The sequence below is a fragment of the Hymenobacter seoulensis genome, assembly GCF_054780535.1.
In genome coordinates, this window is sequence record NZ_BAAGWD010000002.1 from 921,050 (window position 1) to 938,700 (window position 17,651).

A 17,651-nucleotide genomic window follows, 5' to 3' on the forward strand; every position below is an offset into this window, starting at 1 on the left:
TTCTGGCTCCTAGGGGCTCAGAACCCGGCAACCGATAACTGGCATCTGACTCATGAAAATTTCCCTCGACTGGCTCCGCACGCTTATTCCTACCGACAAACCCGCCGAGGAAATCGGGCAGTTGCTCACCGGCTCCGGGCTGGAGGTAGAGGGTATTGAGGAGCTGGAAAGTGTACCGGGTGGCTTGCGCGGCCTCGTACTGGGCACGGTGCTCACCTGCGAAAAGCATCCCGACGCCGATAAGCTCAGCTTAACTACTGTGGACGTAGGCGATGAAACGCCCCGCCAGATTGTGTGCGGCGCGGCCAATGTGCGCGCCGGCCTGAAAGTGGTGGTGGCGCTGGAAGGCGCCATGCTGTACCCCACGCAGGGTGAGCCGTTCAAAATCAAGAAGTCCAAAATTCGCGGTGCGGCCTCTGAAGGCATGATTTGCGCCGAGGACGAAATCGGTTTGGGCACTTCGCACGCCGGCATCATGGAGCTGGACACCGACCTGCCCAACGGTACCCCCGCTGCCGACTACTTCGGCTTGGGCTCTGACTCCGTATTCGAAATTGGCCTGACGCCAAACCGCGCCGATGCCGCTTCGCATTACGGCGTGGCCCGCGAGCTGCGCGCCCTGTTGCGCCAGCCCTGCCACCTACCCGATATCAGCAAGTTCCATGCTCCCGCCGAGGCGGCCCAGAACATCCGGGTTACGCTGGAAGATGCGGCTGCTGCACCGCGCTACGCGGGCCTGCTGCTGGAAAACGTGCAGGTAGGGCCGTCGCCGGAGTGGCTGCAGCGCCGCCTGCGTAGCATTGGCCTCTCGCCGATTAACAACGTAGTCGATATCACCAACTTTGTGCTGCACGAGCTGGGTCAGCCCCTGCACGCCTTCGATGCCGACCAGATTACGGGCAGCCATATTCGGGTAAAGCGCGCCGAAGCGGGCGAGCGGTTCATCACCCTCGATGGCCTAGAGCGTACCCTGCGCCCCGAAGACCTGGTAATTGCCGATGCCAACGGAGCCCCCATGGCACTGGCCGGCGTATTCGGCGGTAAGACCTCGGGTGTATCGGACGCAACGACGCGCGTGTTTCTGGAAAGCGCCTACTTCAGCCCCGCCGCAGTGCGCAAAACCGGCCAGACGCACCAGCTCAAAACCGATGCGTCGTTCCGCTTTGAGCGCGGCACTGATCCGCATATGGTGCCTATTGCCCTGAAGCGCGCCGCCCTGTTACTGCAGGAAGTAGCCGGTGCTACAATAGCGGCCCCTATTGTTGATGAGTATCCAACCCACATCAGCCACACACCAGTGCGCCTGCGGTTGCCGCGCGTAGAGAAGCTAGTGGGCCAGTTCATTGCGCCCGAGCGGATTCGTCAGATCCTCACCGACCTCGATATTCTCGTTTCGGAAGAACTGACGGATGATGCTGGCCACGCCGAGTGGATTTTGTCGGTGCCGCCGCATAAGGTAGATGTTACCCGCGAGGCCGATATCATCGAAGAGATTCTGCGCATTTATGGCTACAACCACGTGGCCTTGCGCCCGCACAACTCGGCCAGCTACCTCGCCAAATTTCCAAACCCCGACCCAGAGGTAATTCGCCAGAACACGGCGCGCCTGCTCAGCGGCCAAGGCTTCTCGGAAATCATTACCAACTCCATCACCAACTCGCTGTACTTTGAGAAGGAGGGCGAAACGGACGAAGCGCTGGTGCGCCTGCTCAACTTCAATAGCGCCGAGCTGAACGTGCTGCGGCCCACGCTGCTACACAGCGGCCTGGAGGTAGTGCGCCACAATGTAAACCGCCGCCAGCGCGACCTGAAGCTGTATGAGTTCGGTAAAACCTACCGCCAGCTCGGCAACGGCCAGTACGAGGAGCACAACAAGCTCGTGATTTACCTCACCGGCAACACCGCCGCCGAAACGTGGCAGCAGAAGTCGGATAAGGCTACCTACCACCAGCTGGCGGGTGCCGTGCAGCAAGTACTGGCTTCGCTTGGGTTCCCGGCGCCTACCTCACACCCGGTGCAGCACCCGTATCTGGCCGGTGGCCTCACGTTGCTCGCCCAAAACCAGCCGGTAGCGCAGTTGGGTGCCGTGTCGGGGGTAGTGCTGAAGAAGATGGACGTGTCGCAGCCTGTGTGGTACGCCGAGCTGGACTGGGATTGGCTGATGCGCAAGTACAAGAACAGCTTGGTAGCCCGCGAGCTGCCCAAGTTTCCGGAAGTGCGCCGCGACCTGAGCCTGGTGGTCAACAAAACCGTCACCTTCGACCAACTCCAGCATATTGCCCGCCGCACCGAAAAGAAGCTGCTGCAGCAGGTGAATGTGTTTGATGTGTACGAAGGCGAAAACCTGGGTTCCGACAAAAAGTCGTACTCAGTAAGCTTCCTGCTCCAGGACCCTACCCAAACCCTAACCGACCAAGCCATTGACGGCGTGATGCAGCGCCTGATTCAGCAATTCGAGCAGCATGCTGGGGCCCTGATCCGGAAATAAATCACTAGCCATCAGACGTAGTATAAGTCAATAGAAACCAGTTTATTTACCCGCCATCTACTGCAGATGGCGGGTATTTTTTTGTTCTAATTCGTTAGTGTTTATGTATTCACGATACTTCCTGGGCTTGTTGGGCCTAGTGCTGACGGCCGCGCCGGCTATAGCGCAGCAAAAACCAGCCAAGGCTACGGCCGCCAAAACGGCCACTGCGGCAACCGCTTCCGGCACTAAGCTGGTGGAAAAAGTAACCCGCAAAGGCTCGGAGCTGGTTATTCCCTACGAGAAATATGTGCTGCCCAACGGCCTCACACTCCTGGTCCACGAAGATCATTCGGACCCGCTGGTGCACGTTGATGTAACCTACCACGTAGGTTCAGCCCGTGAGCAGGTGGGCAAGTCGGGCTTTGCCCACTTCTTTGAGCACATGATGTTCCAGGGCTCCGATAACGTGGGCGACGAACAGCACTTCAAGCTGGTAACGGCCGCGGGCGGCGACCTGAACGGCACCACCAACCAAGACCGCACGAATTACTTTGAAACCGTACCTAGTAACCAGCTGGAAACGGCACTGTGGCTAGAGGCCGACCGCATGGGCTTTCTGCTTGATGCCGTAACCCAGCCCAAGTTTGAAACACAACGCGCTACCGTGAAAAACGAGCGAGGCCAGAACGTGGACAACCGGCCCTACGGCCGCGCCTACGAGATAGTGGCAAGGACCATGTTTCCGTATGGGCATCCGTATTCCTGGTCGGTGATTGGCTCGCTCGAAGACCTGGACCGCTCCAATGTAGACGACCTGAAGAACTTCTTCCTGCGCTGGTACGGCCCCAACAATGCTACCCTTACCATTGCCGGCGACGTGCAACCGGCCCAAGCCGTGCTGCTGGCCGAAAAATATTTTGGGACGATAAACCGCGGTCCGGCTGTGCGCAACATGAAGCTGCCGGCTCCGGTACTAGGTCTGAATCGGTACGTAAGCTACGAGGACAACATCACCCAGCCCATGCTGATGCTGTCAATGCCGACCATTCCGGTCTATCATCAGGATGAGGCCGCCTTGGATGCCGTGGCCGACCTGCTGGGCGGCGACAAGAACAGCTTGCTGTATAAAAACCTGGTCAAAAATCAGTTGTCGCCGGAAGCGTATAGCTACCAGAGCAACTCCGAGCTGGCCGGCGAATTTGTTATTGGCGTCATGGCGTTTGAAGGCCAGCGGCTGGATAGCGCCGAAGCCCGGGTGCGCCGCACCCTCGCTGAATTTGAACGTAAAGGCATTGCCCCCGCTGATCTGGAGCGCTACAAAGCCCAGGCCGAAGTAAACCTGATCAACAGCCTCAGCAGCGTAGGTTACAAGGCCAGCCGGTTGGCGCAATATCAGACCCTAGGCGGCAACGCCAACCTGCTGCCACAGCAACTGCAGCGCCTGCGCGCCCTCACGCCCGCCACGGTGCAGGCCGCTTACGATAAATACCTGCGCGGCAAGCCTGCCGTGATACTAAGCGTAGTGCCCAAAGGCAAACCCGAGCTGGTAGCCCACGCCGATAACTTCACGGTAGATAAAGCCAGCTACAAAGCCCCGGCCGATGAATACGCCGGCCTCAAATACATCAAAGCCAAGGATAGTTTCGACCGAAGCAAGCAGCCCAAAGCCGGTGCCAACCCCGTGCTGAAAGTGCCCGCGTACTGGCAGCGCGAAATGCCCAACGGCCTGCGCGTCATCGGAACCCGCAACGACGAAGTACCTACCGTCACGATGCTACTCACCATTCAGGGTGGCCAGCGCCTGCTGCAAAGCCGCCCCGATAAAGTGGGCCTCGTGGAAATGACGGCCAAAATGGTGAGTGAAGGCTCGCAGAAGTACACCACCGAAGAGCTGGAGGCAAAGCTGAAAGCGTTGGGTAGCAGCATGTACATCTCCGCCGGCGATGACGATATCAAGGTGTATGTGCAAAGCCTGACGAAGAACTTGGACCCCACGCTGGCCCTAGTAGAGGAGCGCCTCCTGCACCCCCGCTTTGACGCCGCCGACTTCGAGCGCCTGAAAAAGCAGCAGTTGGCCATGGTGAACGACTTCCAGAGCCAAGCCCGCGTAACTGCCGACCTCGTGTTTAATGGCTTGGCGTACGGGCCCGGTAACGTAACCGGGGTAGCCGTGGCCGGCACGCCTGCCAGCATTGCCGGCATCACGCTCGATGACGTTAAGCAGTTCTATCAGCAAAGCTTCGCGCCGAATGTCAGCTTCCTGACGCTGGTAGGAGACGTAACGGAGCAGCAGGTGCTGCCCAAACTTGGCTTCCTGCAAGCGTGGCAGCGCCACGAGGTGCCCGCACTGGTAGCCGCCCCGGCCGCCCCGCAACCCGACAAAACCAAACTCTACTTTGTAGCCAAGGAAAACGCGCCCCAGTCAGAAATCCGGATTGGGTACCTGACGGCTTTGTCTTACGATGCTACCGGCGACTATTACCGCGCTACGCTGGCCAACTACCTGCTGGGCGGCGCCTTCAACTCGCGCATCAACTTGAACCTGCGCGAAGACAAGGGCTACACTTACGGCGCCTTCACCGACTTCACCAGCACCCGCTATGCCGCGCCTTTCACGGCCCAAGCCGGCGTGCGCGCCGATGCTACCGCGGCCTCCGTACGCGAAATGATGAAGGAGCTCACCAACTACCGCGAAGGCATTTCGGCCGATGAGCTCCAGTTTCTGCAAGCCTCAGTGGGGCAGAGCGAAGCGCTTAAGTATGAAACCGGACAGCAAAAAGCCCAATTCCTGAGCCGCATGCTGGAGTATAACCTCAAGCCTGATTTTATTGATCAGCAGTCGGCCATACTACGCCAGCTCACGGCCGCTGACGTGCAAGCTGCCGCCCAGAAAAACCTGCCCGTCGACAAGATGTACATTGTGGTTGTCGGCGATCGGAAATACTTGCCGGAGCTGCAACAGCTAGGGTATGAAGTAGTAGAAACCAGCTTCGCCAATAACATCGTCTCTACAGGAGCAGCGGCGGCACCTAGCGTGGCTGCTCCGGCTGAGCTGCCGGCAGGTAAGCTGAAAGTTGAAGACACCACGGGCCGCAAGGTGAAAGTGAAGCGCAAAGCCGGAAAGTAAGCGGCCCGCTTAATACCTGAATCTCCCTGCGTCTGGCTTTTCCGTTCGGGAACAGCTAGGCGTGGGGAGTGTGTTTGTGCGGTGGAGGTTTGCTACCTTCACCAAAAATATTCTCTCTGCCTATGGCATCTACTCAGCAGCTTGCGCAACTCGACCGCATGGAACGACAGGTGACCACCTTAGTGGCTGCCTATCAGCAGTTGCGTGAGGAGCTTGCCGATGCGCAGACGACCATTCAGCAGCTGCGGGCCGATGTACGCGACCGGGAGCGCCAGTTGAAGGATTTCCAGAATCAGGAGAATATCACTAAACTTGTCAATACCATAGCCGGAGAACCGGCCAATGTCAACGAGCTGAAACTTCGCCTCAACGAATACATCCGAGAAATAGATAAGTGTCTTGCCTATTTGAGGGAGTAACCACCACCTAACCCCACCACCTACTGGCTACTGATGTCCGATCTGTCCATCAAAATCCGCGTTGCTGACCGGGACTACCCTATGCGGGTAAGCCCCCAGGATGAGGAACGCCTGCGCATGGCAGGCCGGCTGCTAAACGAGCGGCTGAAGGAATTTCGTGAACAGTATGGCATTCAGGACAAGCAGGACTTGCTGGCCATGATTGCGTTATCAACAATGGCTGACCGCCTGAAGGTCAGCAAGGAAAAGGACGGGACCGACGCGGCCCTCACCGAGCGCCTCGCGCGCCTGGATGAGCTGCTGTCGGGAGTGGTGCTGGTCTAGCCAGTTACGCGGCTAGCAGCAGCGCGAAGCGTAAGCCCGAGCAGGGTGGGGTAATCGGCCCCGCTTACTGCGCGGGCATTGGTGTTTCTACGGAGCTGTGGGTTTCTTCCTTCCTTTAACCCCCCCTTATAGCTCATGTCCGAACCTCTCTATATTGTTCTTGCTGCTGTGCTAGCCCTTGTGGTTGGCGTAGTGCTCGGACGCCTGCTGGCCGGTAAGGCCCGGCAGGATCATGAAGCCGACGCGAAAGCCCGGGCCCAGCAGATCTTGGCCGAGGCGGAAGCCCAGGCGACCCGTACCCGCGACGAGCGGATTCAGCAGTCGAAAGATAAATTCCGCACCCTTAAGCAGGAGTTTGAGCAGGAAAGCCGCCGCCAGAAGCAAGCCCTGGAGCAAGAACTCACCGAGCGCCGCGCCACCGTAGTGGAGCAGGAGCAAAGCATCAAGCAGCTCACCCTCACTACTCAAAAGCAGCTGGAGCAAATTCAGCGCAAAGAGAAAGACCTGGAAGCTACCCGCGAGCGGATTGAAACCCAGGCGCAGCAGCAGCGCGAGAAACTGGAAGCCCAAGAGGAAAAGCGCCGCACTACCCTCGAAAACCAATTGGCTAAACTGGAACAGCGCGAGCAGGAAGTAGAAACCGAGCTGGAAGAAGGCCGCCAGGAGTTAAGCGAGAAGCTGCAGCTAGTAACCTCGCAGCTGGAAAGCATTTCAGGCCTCACAGCCGCCGAAGCCCGTGAACAACTGGTGGAGTCGCTGAAAAACGAAGCCCAGATTCAGGCCTCTTCTTACATCAAAGACGTGGTAGCCCAGGCCAAGCTCACGGCTACCAAAGACGCCAAGAAAGTGGTGCTGGAAACCATTCAGCGCACTGCTGCCGAACATGCCATTGAGAACTGTGTGTCGGTGTTCAACATCGAATCGGACGATGTAAAAGGCAAGATTATCGGCCGTGAGGGTCGTAACATTCGGGCGCTGGAAGCCGCTACGGGTGTGGAAATCATTGTGGATGATACCCCGGAAGCTATTATTATTTCGGGCTTCGACCCGGTTCGTCGGGAGGTGGCTCGCCTAAGCCTGCACTTGCTGGTGAAGGATGGCCGGATTCACCCGGCTCGCATCGAGGAGATTGTGGCCAAAACCCGCAAGAACATCGACGAGGAAATCGTGGAAATCGGGGAAAAAACTATCATCGACCTGGGCATCCACGGCTTGCATCCCGAGCTGATTAAGATGGTAGGCCGGATGCGTTTCCGCTCCAGCTACGGCCAGAACTTGCTCCAGCACTCCCGCGAAGTAGCCAACCTTTGCGCCACTATGGCCGCAGAGCTGGGCCTGAACGTGAAGCACGCCAAGCGTGCTGGTCTGTTGCACGACATTGGAAAAGTAAGCACCGAGGAGCCCGAACTGCCCCACGCCATCTTGGGCATGGAAATGGCCAAGAAGTACAAGGAGCATCCCGACGTAGTGAACGCCATTGGCGCTCACCACGACGAAATGGAAATGACGGCCATGATTTCGCCGCTGGTGCAGGCTTGCGACGCTATTTCCGGCTCGCGCCCCGGTGCCCGCCGCGAGATGATGGAAAGCTACATCAAGCGCTTGAAGCAGCTAGAGGAAACCGCCAACGGCTTTAAAGGCGTGAATCAGTGTTTTGCTATTCAGGCCGGCCGCGAGCTGCGCGTAATGGTAGACGCCGAAAACGTAACTGACGAACGCGCCGCCGAGTTGAGCTACGAAATTTCGCAGAAAATCGAGAAAGAAATGCAGTACCCCGGCCAGATCAAAATCACGGTAATCCGGGAGATGCGGGCGGTGGCTTACGCCAAGTAAGCACCTAGTAACCGACGTACAGAGCCCGCCGCAACAGATGTTGCGGCGGGCTTTTTTTGTGGAATGTGCAACGTTTACTCGGCCGCTATACTCTACTCACTAGGCCCAGAAATAAGTGAAAGCTATACCCTATTGCTATGCCAAAAAATATACGCTTTCAACGCAGCTTATTGGTTCTATTGGCTTGGTCAATGGGAAGTTGCTCGGTGTATGCACCTTTGCAGCCCGCCGCTCCTGTAGTACGCCAAAAGGGAGAGGCAGAGGTAGTTGGTAGCGTGTATGGCAATGGTCGTTTGGAGGCCTCAGCCAGCTATTCCCCGATCAAGCATGTGGTACTACGGGCGGCAGGGGGCTTGCGCACAGGTGGCGGCGACTCCACCTATTTCCGAAACCGTCAGATGGAGTTTGGGGCAGGCACGTATTGGTACCTGAAAGAGCAATGGTTAGTAGGCGGCATGGTGGGGTACGGCGTTGGCCGGAGCAACCGGCGGTTCACCCGCGACGGATTTGAGTCGCTGTTTCTAACTCCCTCAGTAACCTATGATTACGCGGCACGCTATTGTAAGCTGTTTGCCGACGCATACATCGCCAACGACGCGGATAGAGTAACCTACGGCGGTGCGTTTCGGTTGTCGCAGGTGCGTTTTACTTCGCTTACCGATAAAGGCCTATCTATACCATTACGGCGCATGACTCGCGTAGAGCCACTGCTGTTTATGCGCTTTAGCGGCAGAAATAGCGCACGTTGGTTGCAGCTGCAACTGGCCACTAGCGTGTCGTTTTCGCCGGATGAAAGAAAGAATGGTTCTAGTGACATCCGCATTCGGGATACAAAAGAAGGACGGTTGTACACCTCTTTGGGGCTAGTAATTTATCCTCACCTATTTAAAGAGTAGGCCCAGTACTACACCTTTTCCAGCTTCGCAAACAAGTTATTAAGCGCTTCAGCCCAGGTCGGGTGGGCAAATACGGTGTTCTGCAAATCGTCGCAGGTGAGGCCTCCCGCCATGGCCAGCTGTATCATCGACATGATTTCTCCTCCTTGCTCGCAGAAGACGGTAGCTCCGATGATGTGGCTGCGGCCGTCAACCAGCACTTTCATGAAGCCTGTGGTGTGCCCGGTTTCTTGTGAGCGACCGACATACTTCACGGGCATGGTGGCTACGCGATACGCAAGCTTTTGCTCCTGAGCCTGTTTCTCAGAAAGACCAATGCGGCCGAGCTGGGGCTGAGTAAATACCACATAGGGTAGAGGTCGGGCTTTGGCCGAGCGGCGCTTGCGATGCAGGAGGTTGTCGCGGACTACGCGGTAGTCGTCGTAGCTAAGGTGGGTGAACTGAGGACCCGGGTGCACATCGCCTAGGGCATACACGCCGCGCACGTTGGTTTGCAGCCGCTCGTTCACCAAGATATAGCCCTTCTCATCGGTTTGGATGCCAGCCGCTTCTAGCCCCAGGTCATCGGTGTTGGGCTCCCGGCCTACAGCCACGAGCAGGTGGGAGCCACGGATTCGTCGTTCGCCGGTGGGGGTGGAGGCCGTAAGTGTATACAGGCCATCGGGGTTACGGGAAACCAGCCGTACTTCGGCTTCCAGCACAAATTCGATTCCATCAGCTTCTAGCTGCCCGCGCATGGCCTCACATACGTCATCGTCTTCGCGCTCCAGCAGGTTATGAGAGGCATCAATAACCGTTACGCGGGACCCAAAGCGGCGAAACATCTGGCTGAATTCTAGGCCAATATAGCCACCGCCCAGAATGATCAGATGTTCGGGGAGCTCCTTTACATCCAGCATTTCCAGGTTAGTAAGAAAGCCGCTCTCCACTAACCCTTCAATGGGCGGCACGGCGGCCCTGGTGCCCGTATTAATAAAAACAAGCGGCGCGGTAAGCTCCTGTTGCTCCCCGCTGGCCAAGGCTACGCGAAGGGTACGTGGGCCAGTAAAGGTGGCGTGGCCGTGCAGGACGGTAATGCCCGGGTGCTCCTGCGTCAGGTTTTTGCGCACGCCTTCGCGCTTGGCTTCAATAATGGCGTTTTTGCGCGCTACAATGGCCCGCAAATCTGCTTTGGGCTGACTGGTCCGCACGCCGTAGTCGGCGGCACTGCTGATTTGTTGCATCCGTTCGGCAGAGGCCAGCATGGCTTTCACGGGCGAGCAGCCGTAATTGATGCAAGAGCCACCTAGCAGGTATTTCTCAATTATTGCTACCTTTTTTCCGGCATCAGCCAAGGCCGTTGCCAAGGGTGAGCCAGCTTGGCCGGAGCCGATAATGAGCGCGTCGAAGCGGGTAGTAGAAGCCATACAGGTACAGTGCCGAAGAAGCGGCCGAAGCCCGGCCGTAGTGCCTATACGAAGCTTGGCTCTAAACTACTGATGTGGCTCTTTTACCAACAGGTTTTGCTCAGCTTACACAACGAAAGTCAACTTCCTGCGTTCTGCCCAACCAGCCACCATTCTGCTGCCGATGCCGCTCTTTTTCCGTCGTTGCCTAGTCGTGTTGTTGCCGTTGCTGGCCAGCTGCACGTCGTTGTATTTTCCGCCGCCGCCCCAAGTACCTCTGCTCACCCAGAAAGGCGAGTTCAGCGCGAGCCTGCACACCAATTTCAGCCAGAATACGGCGCTGCAGGGCGCTTATGCTATTTCCGACCACTTGGGCGTAATGGGTTCGGCCTCCTCATTGAGCACCAATAAAAAGCGGCGGGCCGAAAACCACGATTTTGGCGAGGTGGGCCTGGGCTATTACACCCGCCTGGCCGACCGGAGGGTGTTGGAAATCTATGGCGGCTACGGCTTGGGCAAAACCAAGCGTGTGGAGCGCACCCCCGACGAAGGCATTACCCGCACCCTGGAAGGCAACCTGACCAAGTACTTCGTGCAGGTAAACTACACCTCCAAAGACCGCAAGAGCTTTCACGTACTAGGCCGCGACTGGCCCGTAAGCTATGGCACGGCCTTGCGAGCCAGCTACATGCAACTGGATAACTTCCGCATTGATGGGCTGGGCAGCACGCCCGAAGACAACGTTTTTCTGGAGCCCATTACCTATACCCGCGTTACGCTGGTCGGGCCCGTCGATTTTCAGGTAATCAGCGGCAGTAATTTTGGCCTGCGGCAGCGCAAGTTTCTGAAAGCAGCCAACTCCGTATTTCAGTTTGGGCTAGTAGTGAACCTAGGCGGGCAGAGCGGCGACAAATAGTGCTTCGTGCCCGATGAAAAGTCTGATTACGGGCCGGGGTTTGGGCACTTCAGGGGCCTAGTACGTCCGAACATAGCGGAAACAGGCTAGCCGATGCAGGCTCTGTAAAGTCAGTATAGGAACTATGTTGGTTTGGGGGCCGGCAGGAAAGGAAGCTACTTGAAGCACTCCTTTCCCGGCCGCTGCATGAAACTACTGTTATCCTGCCTGACTACGCTTGCCCTAGCGGGTTGCTGTGTGTATTTGCCCATGCAGCCAACTATGCCGCTTCTCGAAGAAAAGGGCCAGCTGGAAGTAGCCGCAAATATCCAGCTTACCGGGCGCATGGAGGCCACCGCAGCGTATTCGCCGCTGGAGCACGTGCTGGTTACCGGAGCCGGCAGTGTTGGGTTTAAGTGGGCAAATGAACAGGACGGCTATGTCCGTACCCGGCAAGGGGAGGTGGGGTTGGGCGGCTACTGGAACCTAGGAGAAGCGTGGCTACTGACCGCAACTACTGGCGTAGGGGCCGCCACCTCGCACGTAAAAAGCTGCTGGTGGGGCTGTGATGACGAGTTTAAGGGAGACTACCGCAAGCTCTATGGGCAGCTCGGTATTGCGCACTTCGGGCGCTTTAACACCCTAGGGGTTACCTACCGCCTGGCCTCGGTGCAGTTCACTAATCTTTTGGCTGATAGAGAACCAGTTCCTGGCCTGCAAACCATGCGGCATGAGCTGGCCGTTCAGCAGCGCAGAAGCCTGTACGGTTCCTCCCAGTGGTTTGTGCAGTCGGTGGTAGGTATTTCGCTGAGTAATATTTCTGATAGCAACGACGGCTTGCAGATTAAGTCTGATCAGTATTTCACGGTTGGGCGGCCGGCTGTCTTCTGGAGTTTGGGTCTTGCGTGGCAGCCTCTGCTCAAACGCGCTGCCGTGCGGGTGCGCAACTAACTCACTATATCTAAATCTAAGGCAATTTACTAGGTGCCATAGGCGCCCAACTCCTTATTAACAGCTGATAAACGACTATATGAAAAAGTATCTGGTGCTTTGTGGGGCTTGCCTTTCCGGTTGTGCGGTTTACGTGCCCACGGTGCCTAGTACGCCTCTGCTTCGCGAGAAAGGGGAAGTGGAAATTACGGCCGCTGTTCGCAGTCTTTCCAGCTTTGAAACTGGCGCTGCCTGGTCGCCGGCCCGGCGCCTGCTGGTGGCCGGAGAAGGGGCTGCCCAGACAAGAGAGACCAGCGTAACCAGCAACAACAGTACAGCTACCTACCGCAGTACGCATCGGCAGGTTGGAGTAGGGCTGGGAACATACAGGCTGCTCGGCCGAGACCAGTCCGTGTATCTCGCGGCATTGGGCGGCGTTGGGGTTGCGAAAGCCAAGGTGTATGACCAGGATATTGAGCGCTTTGCGCTCATCATTCCAATTCCTGGTCCGCAGGTACAATACCAGGCCACGTATCTGCGCTACTACGGGCAACTCTATGCAGCCCGGCAGCTACCAAAGGTTAGCTACGGGCTTTCTGTCCGAAGCACGCTAGTGAATTATACCCAGCTGCTGCGCGACGATACGGCTATTGAGCCCGCAAACAGATTTTTTCTGGAGCCGACTGGTTTTGTACGGGTCGGAGGAGGGCCACTCCAGGCAATGGCCACGCTCGGCGTTTCCCTGCCCGGCCGTGCTGCCTCCGGAAACCCCGACCGCCAGCAGGTGGCGCCAGTCAGCTCCTTAATTAGCTTTGGGGTAGTATTTCGGCCTCATTTGCTACAGCCAGCTGCTGCGAAGAAATAAGGTTAGGCACGCCACAAAAAAGCCCCAACTTGCGCCGGGGCTTTCTTATATCGTTCAGCTGGTTTGAGCTTACTTGTTGCCTAGTACGCGCAGCATCGTGTCGCCGATTTCAGCAGGCGAGTCTACTACGTGGATACCACACTCGCGCATGATGGCCATTTTAGCAGCAGCCGTGTCGTCGGCGCCACCTACAATGGCACCAGCGTGGCCCATGCGGCGGCCGGGAGGTGCGGTTTGGCCAGCAATGAAGCCTACTACGGGCTTTTTGTTGCCGGTTTCTTTAATCCAGCGAGCAGCTTCAGCTTCCATGCCACCGCCAATTTCACCAATCATCACGATACCCTCGGTCTCGGGGTCGTTCATGAGTAGCTCTACGGCTTCTTTGGTGGTAGTACCAATGATAGGGTCGCCGCCAATGCCGATAGCCGTGGTTTGGCCCAGGCCGGCTTTGGTTAGCTGGTCAACAGCTTCGTAGGTCAGGGTACCCGACTTCGAAACGATGCCTACACGACCTTTGGTGAAGATAAAGCCGGGCATAATGCCCACTTTGCACTCACCGGCAGTCATTACGCCGGGGCAGTTAGGCCCAATCATGCGCAGACCTTCGCGGCCTTTCAGATACTCCTTCACCGCAATCATGTCCTTGGTCGGGATGCCTTCGGTGATAGTTACAATGACTTTGATGCCAGCGTCGGCGGCTTCCATAATGGCGTCGGCAGCAAATGCCGGCGGCACAAAGATGATGCTGGTATCGGCGCCGGCCTGCTCTACGGCTTCCGCTACGGTGTTGAACACGGGACGGTCGAGGTGCTGCGTGCCGCCTTTGCCGGGCGTTACGCCACCCACCACGTTGGTGCCGTACTCAATCATCTGTTGAGCGTGGAATGAGCCTTCGGAGCCGGTGAAGCCCTGCACAATCACTTTGGAATCCTTGTTTACCAGAACACTCATAGAAGTGGGGTTAGAGGAAGATGCGGGTTTGGGGTGGGGTACTGCTCGTCGACTACCGTCGACGGTGCGCAAAAGTAGGCTTTTTTGGGTGTCGGGCGAAGTGCCGGGCCGGGAAAGATGCCGCGGCTGCCGTTTCACATAAGACAGTCCGCTGTGTGCTGCCCTCACTAGCTTCCAGAATGCCTATTGGGGCAGCCCTAAGCTCGGCTGTGCAACTAGGCACCGGTATACACCAAGCCGCCGACCTGAAATTCGTACCTTTGTGGCCTCTCTCCAATACCACCTACCTCTCACCCATGTATTTGAATAACATCGTTGAGGCTATCGGCAATACGCCGCTCGTAAAGCTCAACAAAGTCACGGATGGCATTAAAGGCACTGTGCTGGCCAAAGTGGAATATTTTAACCCCGGCAACTCTGTGAAGGACCGTATGGCCCTGAAAATGGTGGAGGATGCTGAGAAAGCCGGGCTCCTGAAGCCAGGTGGAACTATCATTGAGGGCACTTCCGGCAACACCGGCATGGGCCTGGCGCTGGCCGCCATTGCGAAGGGCTACAAGTGCATCTTCACGATGAGCGACAAGCAAAGCAAGGAAAAGCAGGATATTCTGAGGGCTGTAGGAGCCGAGGTAATTGTGTGCCCTACTAATGTAGCGCCCGATGATCCGCGCAGCTACTACTCGGTGGCTCGCAAGCTCAACGCCGAAATTCCGAACTCCATCTACCCCAACCAGTACGATAACCCTTCCAACTCTCAGGCGCACTACGAAACCACCGGCCCCGAGCTGTGGGCCCAGACGGAAGGCAAAATCACGCATTACGCGGCGGGCGTAGGCACGGGCGGCACCATCTGCGGCACGGCCAAATACCTCAAAGAGCAGAACCCCAACCTGGTAACCGTTGGTTTGGACACCTATGGCTCCGTGTTTAAAAAGTACAAGGAGACCGGTATTTTCGATGAAAACGAAATCTATGCCTACAAAACGGAAGGCATCGGGGAAGATATTCTGCCCAAGAATGTTAACTTTGATTTGATTGACCTGTTCATCAAAGTAACTGACAAGGATGCGGCTTTGATGACGCGCCGGTTGGCCAAAGAAGAGGGCTTGTTCGTGGGTTGGTCGTGCGGATCGGCTGTGTACGGCGCTCTGGAATATGCCAAGGAGCATTTGAAGGAAGAGGATACCATGGTCATTATACTACCCGACCACGGCACTCGCTACCTCGGAAAAATCTATAACGATGAGTGGATGCGGGAGCAGGGCTGGCTCTAGGCCCAGGTTTTCTCCTCTACTCTTTTCACTTAAAGAATATCGATACCATGTCAAAGAAGTTGCGCAACGTGGTGCTGGTGGACGACAACGAAACCACTAGCTTCCTGAATAATCGTCTGCTCAGCCGCCTCGACGTGGCCGAGCAGGTACAAACCTTTTCTAAAGCGGAGCAGGCTTACCAGCAGTTTTGGGGCGGCCCCAATGGCGAGCCGGCGAAGGAAGAAGTTCCGGACCTCGTGTTCGTGGACTTGAAAATGCCCGGTATGGATGGTTTCGAGTTCCTGAAGCTGTTCAGCTCCTTGCCCGAATCGGTACGCGAAAAAACGGTAATGGCCGTCCTGACTACCTCTATGCACGCCGCCGATACGGCCCGTGTAGCGCAGTATGAAGGTGTTGAATACCTAGCCAAACCGCTTACCGAAGAGAAAATGCAGAAGCTGCTGCAAAAGCGCTTTGTATCGGTTGAATAGGTTTTTGAACCTAGTAACCCCCTCATAAAAACGCCCCGTGCTGCTAAGCACGGGGCGTTTTGCTTTCAGGCGAAGAACAGATTACACAACTGCCTCCACAAACCGGAACGCCTCCCCATCAAACAAGCCTTTGTCGCTGAGCTTGAGGCTAGGAATTACAAGAAGCGCCATAAACGAGAGCGTCATGAAGGGGGCCTGCAGCGGCGAGCCCAGTTGCTTGGCCAAGGCATCAACAGCGCCATATGCTTCGGCCACGTGGTACCCATCCTGGTCCGACATGAGGCCCGCTACGGGCAGTGGCAGCACTAGTTCCTCACCATCCGGCGACACCACCGCCAGGCCGCCCCGGGCTTCAATAACTAGGTTCACGGCCCGGGCAAGGCTAGCGTCGTCGCAGCCGACGGCCGTGATGTTGTGCGAGTCATGGCCTACGCTGCTGGCCAGCGCGCCGCGCTTCAGGCCAAAGCCTTTGATAAAGGCAACTGCTGGCGGGGCGCTGTGGTAGCGGTTCACCACCGTAAGCTTCAGCACATCCTCAGTTAGATTTGGTACTACCAACCCATTTTCTACAAGGGCTGGTACATCGTGCCGGGCCGTGATAAGCTGGCCGTCAAAGCACTCAATCACCCGAACGGTAGCAGCTTGCTGGGGCGCGGGCAACTGAAAATCCTGGGCCTGCACCGGGTTGGTATCGAAGTTATTGACGACCTCAACGGCTACGGCCGGAATGCGCGTTTGGCCATTTTCGGCTACTAGCTCCCCGTTCAGGTAGGTTTGGCGGACGGCGAAATCTACTAGGTCGTCTACCACGATAAAGTCGGCGGGGTCGCCTTCGCGCAGCAGCCCTACGGGCAGTTTGTAGTGCTCTACAGGGTTGCGGCAGGCTACGCGCAGCACCTTCAGCACCTCCTGGCCGCGGGCTACGGCGCGCTGCACGAGTTGATTGATGTGGCCCAACACCAGCGTATCGGGGTGCTTGTCGTCGGAGCAGAACATCAGGTGCTCGTAGTGCTCTGGCAGCAAATCAATCAGGGCCTCGAAGTTGCGGGCCGCGGATCCTTCCCGAATCAGTATTTTCATGCCTACTGCCAGCTTGTCGAGGGCTTCTTCGGCCGTAAAGCACTCGTGGTCGGTGCTGATGCCGGCGGCGGCGTACTGGCGGGCATCCTCGCCGCGGAGGCCGGGGGCGTGCCCGTCCACGGGGCGGCCGTACTGCTGGGCCAGCCGGATTTTTTCCATCACCAGCTCGTCGCGGTGCAGCACGCCGGGCCAGTTCATCATTTCGGCGAGGTAGCCAATTTCCGGATGCTCCTGAAACAGCAGTTCAATATCGTGGGCGGTTATTTCGGCCCCGGCGGTTTCAAAAGGGGTAGCAGGCACGCACGAGGGAGCACCAAAGCAGAACTTAAACGGCACCTGTTGCCCGTTCTGGAGCATATACTTCACGCCGGCCACACCCAGCACGTTGCCAATTTCGTGCGGGTCGGAAACGGTAGCTACGGTGCCGTGCACCACGGCCAGGCGGGCAAACTCTGAGGGCACTAGCAAGGAGCTCTCCACGTGCACGTGGGCATCCACGAAGCCAGGTAGTGCGTAGGGCAGCGCTGGGTCGGGGGCGGTAGCGCTGGTTGGTTCAATTTGATGGATACGACCATTGGCTACGTGCAGGGTGGCCGGTGTTATAGTGTTCTGAAACAGGTTGATAACGTTGGCCTGAAGCTGAAATTCGGTAGGCATAGGGCAGGAGGGAGGCGCAGTGAAAAGAAAAGCCGGAGGGCGGCTAACGGGTAAAGAACCGTATATTTGCCGAAA

13 protein-coding genes and 1 pseudogene are annotated in these 17,651 nt (G+C 57.2%); 11 read left to right on the plus strand and 3 right to left on the minus strand.

The features are described 5' to 3' along the window. Positions 1–52: 52 nt before the first annotated feature. From pheT to ACYVHC_RS11850, 6 genes are all read left to right on the plus strand, one after another. Entirely contained in the window at positions 53–2,488 is a 2,436-nt protein-coding gene (pheT, locus tag ACYVHC_RS11825) for a phenylalanine--tRNA ligase subunit beta (RefSeq protein WP_460613915.1), read from the plus strand. A 103-nt stretch (positions 2,489–2,591) separates the two neighbouring features. After that, complete coding sequence (locus ACYVHC_RS11830; RefSeq protein WP_460613916.1) at positions 2,592–5,597, plus strand: M16 family metallopeptidase; 3,006 nt, start codon at positions 2,592–2,594, stop codon at positions 5,595–5,597. A 122-nt stretch (positions 5,598–5,719) separates the two neighbouring features. Beyond that, positions 5,720–6,016: a hypothetical protein gene (locus ACYVHC_RS11835; RefSeq protein ID WP_460613917.1), complete on the plus strand. Its 297-nt coding sequence runs from the start codon at positions 5,720–5,722 to the stop codon at positions 6,014–6,016. A 33-nt stretch (positions 6,017–6,049) separates the two neighbouring features. Continuing rightward, positions 6,050–6,340, plus strand: coding sequence for a cell division protein ZapA (locus ACYVHC_RS11840; protein WP_135529332.1), 291 nt, complete (start codon positions 6,050–6,052; stop codon positions 6,338–6,340). Positions 6,341–6,475: 135 nt separating this feature from the next. Then, entirely contained in the window at positions 6,476–8,173 is a 1,698-nt protein-coding gene (gene rny / locus ACYVHC_RS11845; protein WP_460613918.1) for a ribonuclease Y, read from the plus strand. A gap of 191 nt (positions 8,174–8,364) precedes the next feature. Beyond that, positions 8,365–9,069 (plus strand): hypothetical protein, encoded by a 705-nt coding sequence (locus tag ACYVHC_RS11850; protein ID WP_460613919.1) that lies wholly within the window; start codon positions 8,365–8,367, stop codon positions 9,067–9,069. Between the two features lie 8 nt (positions 9,070–9,077). Here ACYVHC_RS11850 and ACYVHC_RS11855 read toward each other — a convergent pair whose 3' ends face one another. After that, a complete protein-coding gene (locus ACYVHC_RS11855) occupies positions 9,078–10,475 on the minus strand; it encodes a mercuric reductase (protein WP_460613920.1) in 1,398 nt (465 codons plus the stop codon). 163 nt (positions 10,476–10,638) lie between these two features. Between ACYVHC_RS11855 and ACYVHC_RS11860 the strand changes: the two genes are divergently transcribed. From ACYVHC_RS11860 to ACYVHC_RS11870, 3 genes are all read left to right on the plus strand, one after another. After that, on the plus strand, positions 10,639–11,370 hold the full coding sequence (locus ACYVHC_RS11860; RefSeq protein ID WP_460613921.1) for an outer membrane beta-barrel protein: 732 nt from the start codon (positions 10,639–10,641) through the stop codon (positions 11,368–11,370). Positions 11,371–11,556: 186 nt separating this feature from the next. Then, positions 11,557–12,300, plus strand: coding sequence for a hypothetical protein (locus tag ACYVHC_RS11865; protein WP_460613922.1), 744 nt, complete (start codon positions 11,557–11,559; stop codon positions 12,298–12,300). A gap of 79 nt (positions 12,301–12,379) precedes the next feature. Beyond that, positions 12,380–13,144, plus strand: coding sequence for a hypothetical protein (locus ACYVHC_RS11870; protein ID WP_460613923.1), 765 nt, complete (start codon positions 12,380–12,382; stop codon positions 13,142–13,144). Positions 13,145–13,213: 69 nt separating this feature from the next. Here ACYVHC_RS11870 and sucD read toward each other — a convergent pair whose 3' ends face one another. Continuing rightward, the gene (sucD, locus tag ACYVHC_RS11875; protein WP_460613924.1) at positions 13,214–14,095 is read right to left on the minus strand and encodes a succinate--CoA ligase subunit alpha; all 882 of its coding nucleotides are present in this window, start codon (positions 14,093–14,095) and stop codon (positions 13,214–13,216) included. Positions 14,096–14,391: 296 nt separating this feature from the next. On the opposite strand from sucD, the pseudogene ACYVHC_RS11880 reads away from it, so the two are divergent. Both ACYVHC_RS11880 and ACYVHC_RS11885 read left to right on the plus strand, forming a co-directional pair. Then, a pseudogene (locus ACYVHC_RS11880) lies at positions 14,392–15,366 on the plus strand (PLP-dependent cysteine synthase family protein); the annotation flags it as partial. Between the two features lie 50 nt (positions 15,367–15,416). Further along, positions 15,417–15,839, plus strand: coding sequence for a response regulator (locus ACYVHC_RS11885; protein WP_460613925.1), 423 nt, complete (start codon positions 15,417–15,419; stop codon positions 15,837–15,839). Positions 15,840–15,920: 81 nt separating this feature from the next. On the opposite strand, the gene ade is transcribed toward ACYVHC_RS11885, so the two are convergent. Further along, positions 15,921–17,576 (minus strand): adenine deaminase, encoded by a 1,656-nt coding sequence (ade, locus tag ACYVHC_RS11890; RefSeq protein WP_460613926.1) that lies wholly within the window; start codon positions 17,574–17,576, stop codon positions 15,921–15,923. Positions 17,577–17,651 lie beyond the last annotated feature (75 nt).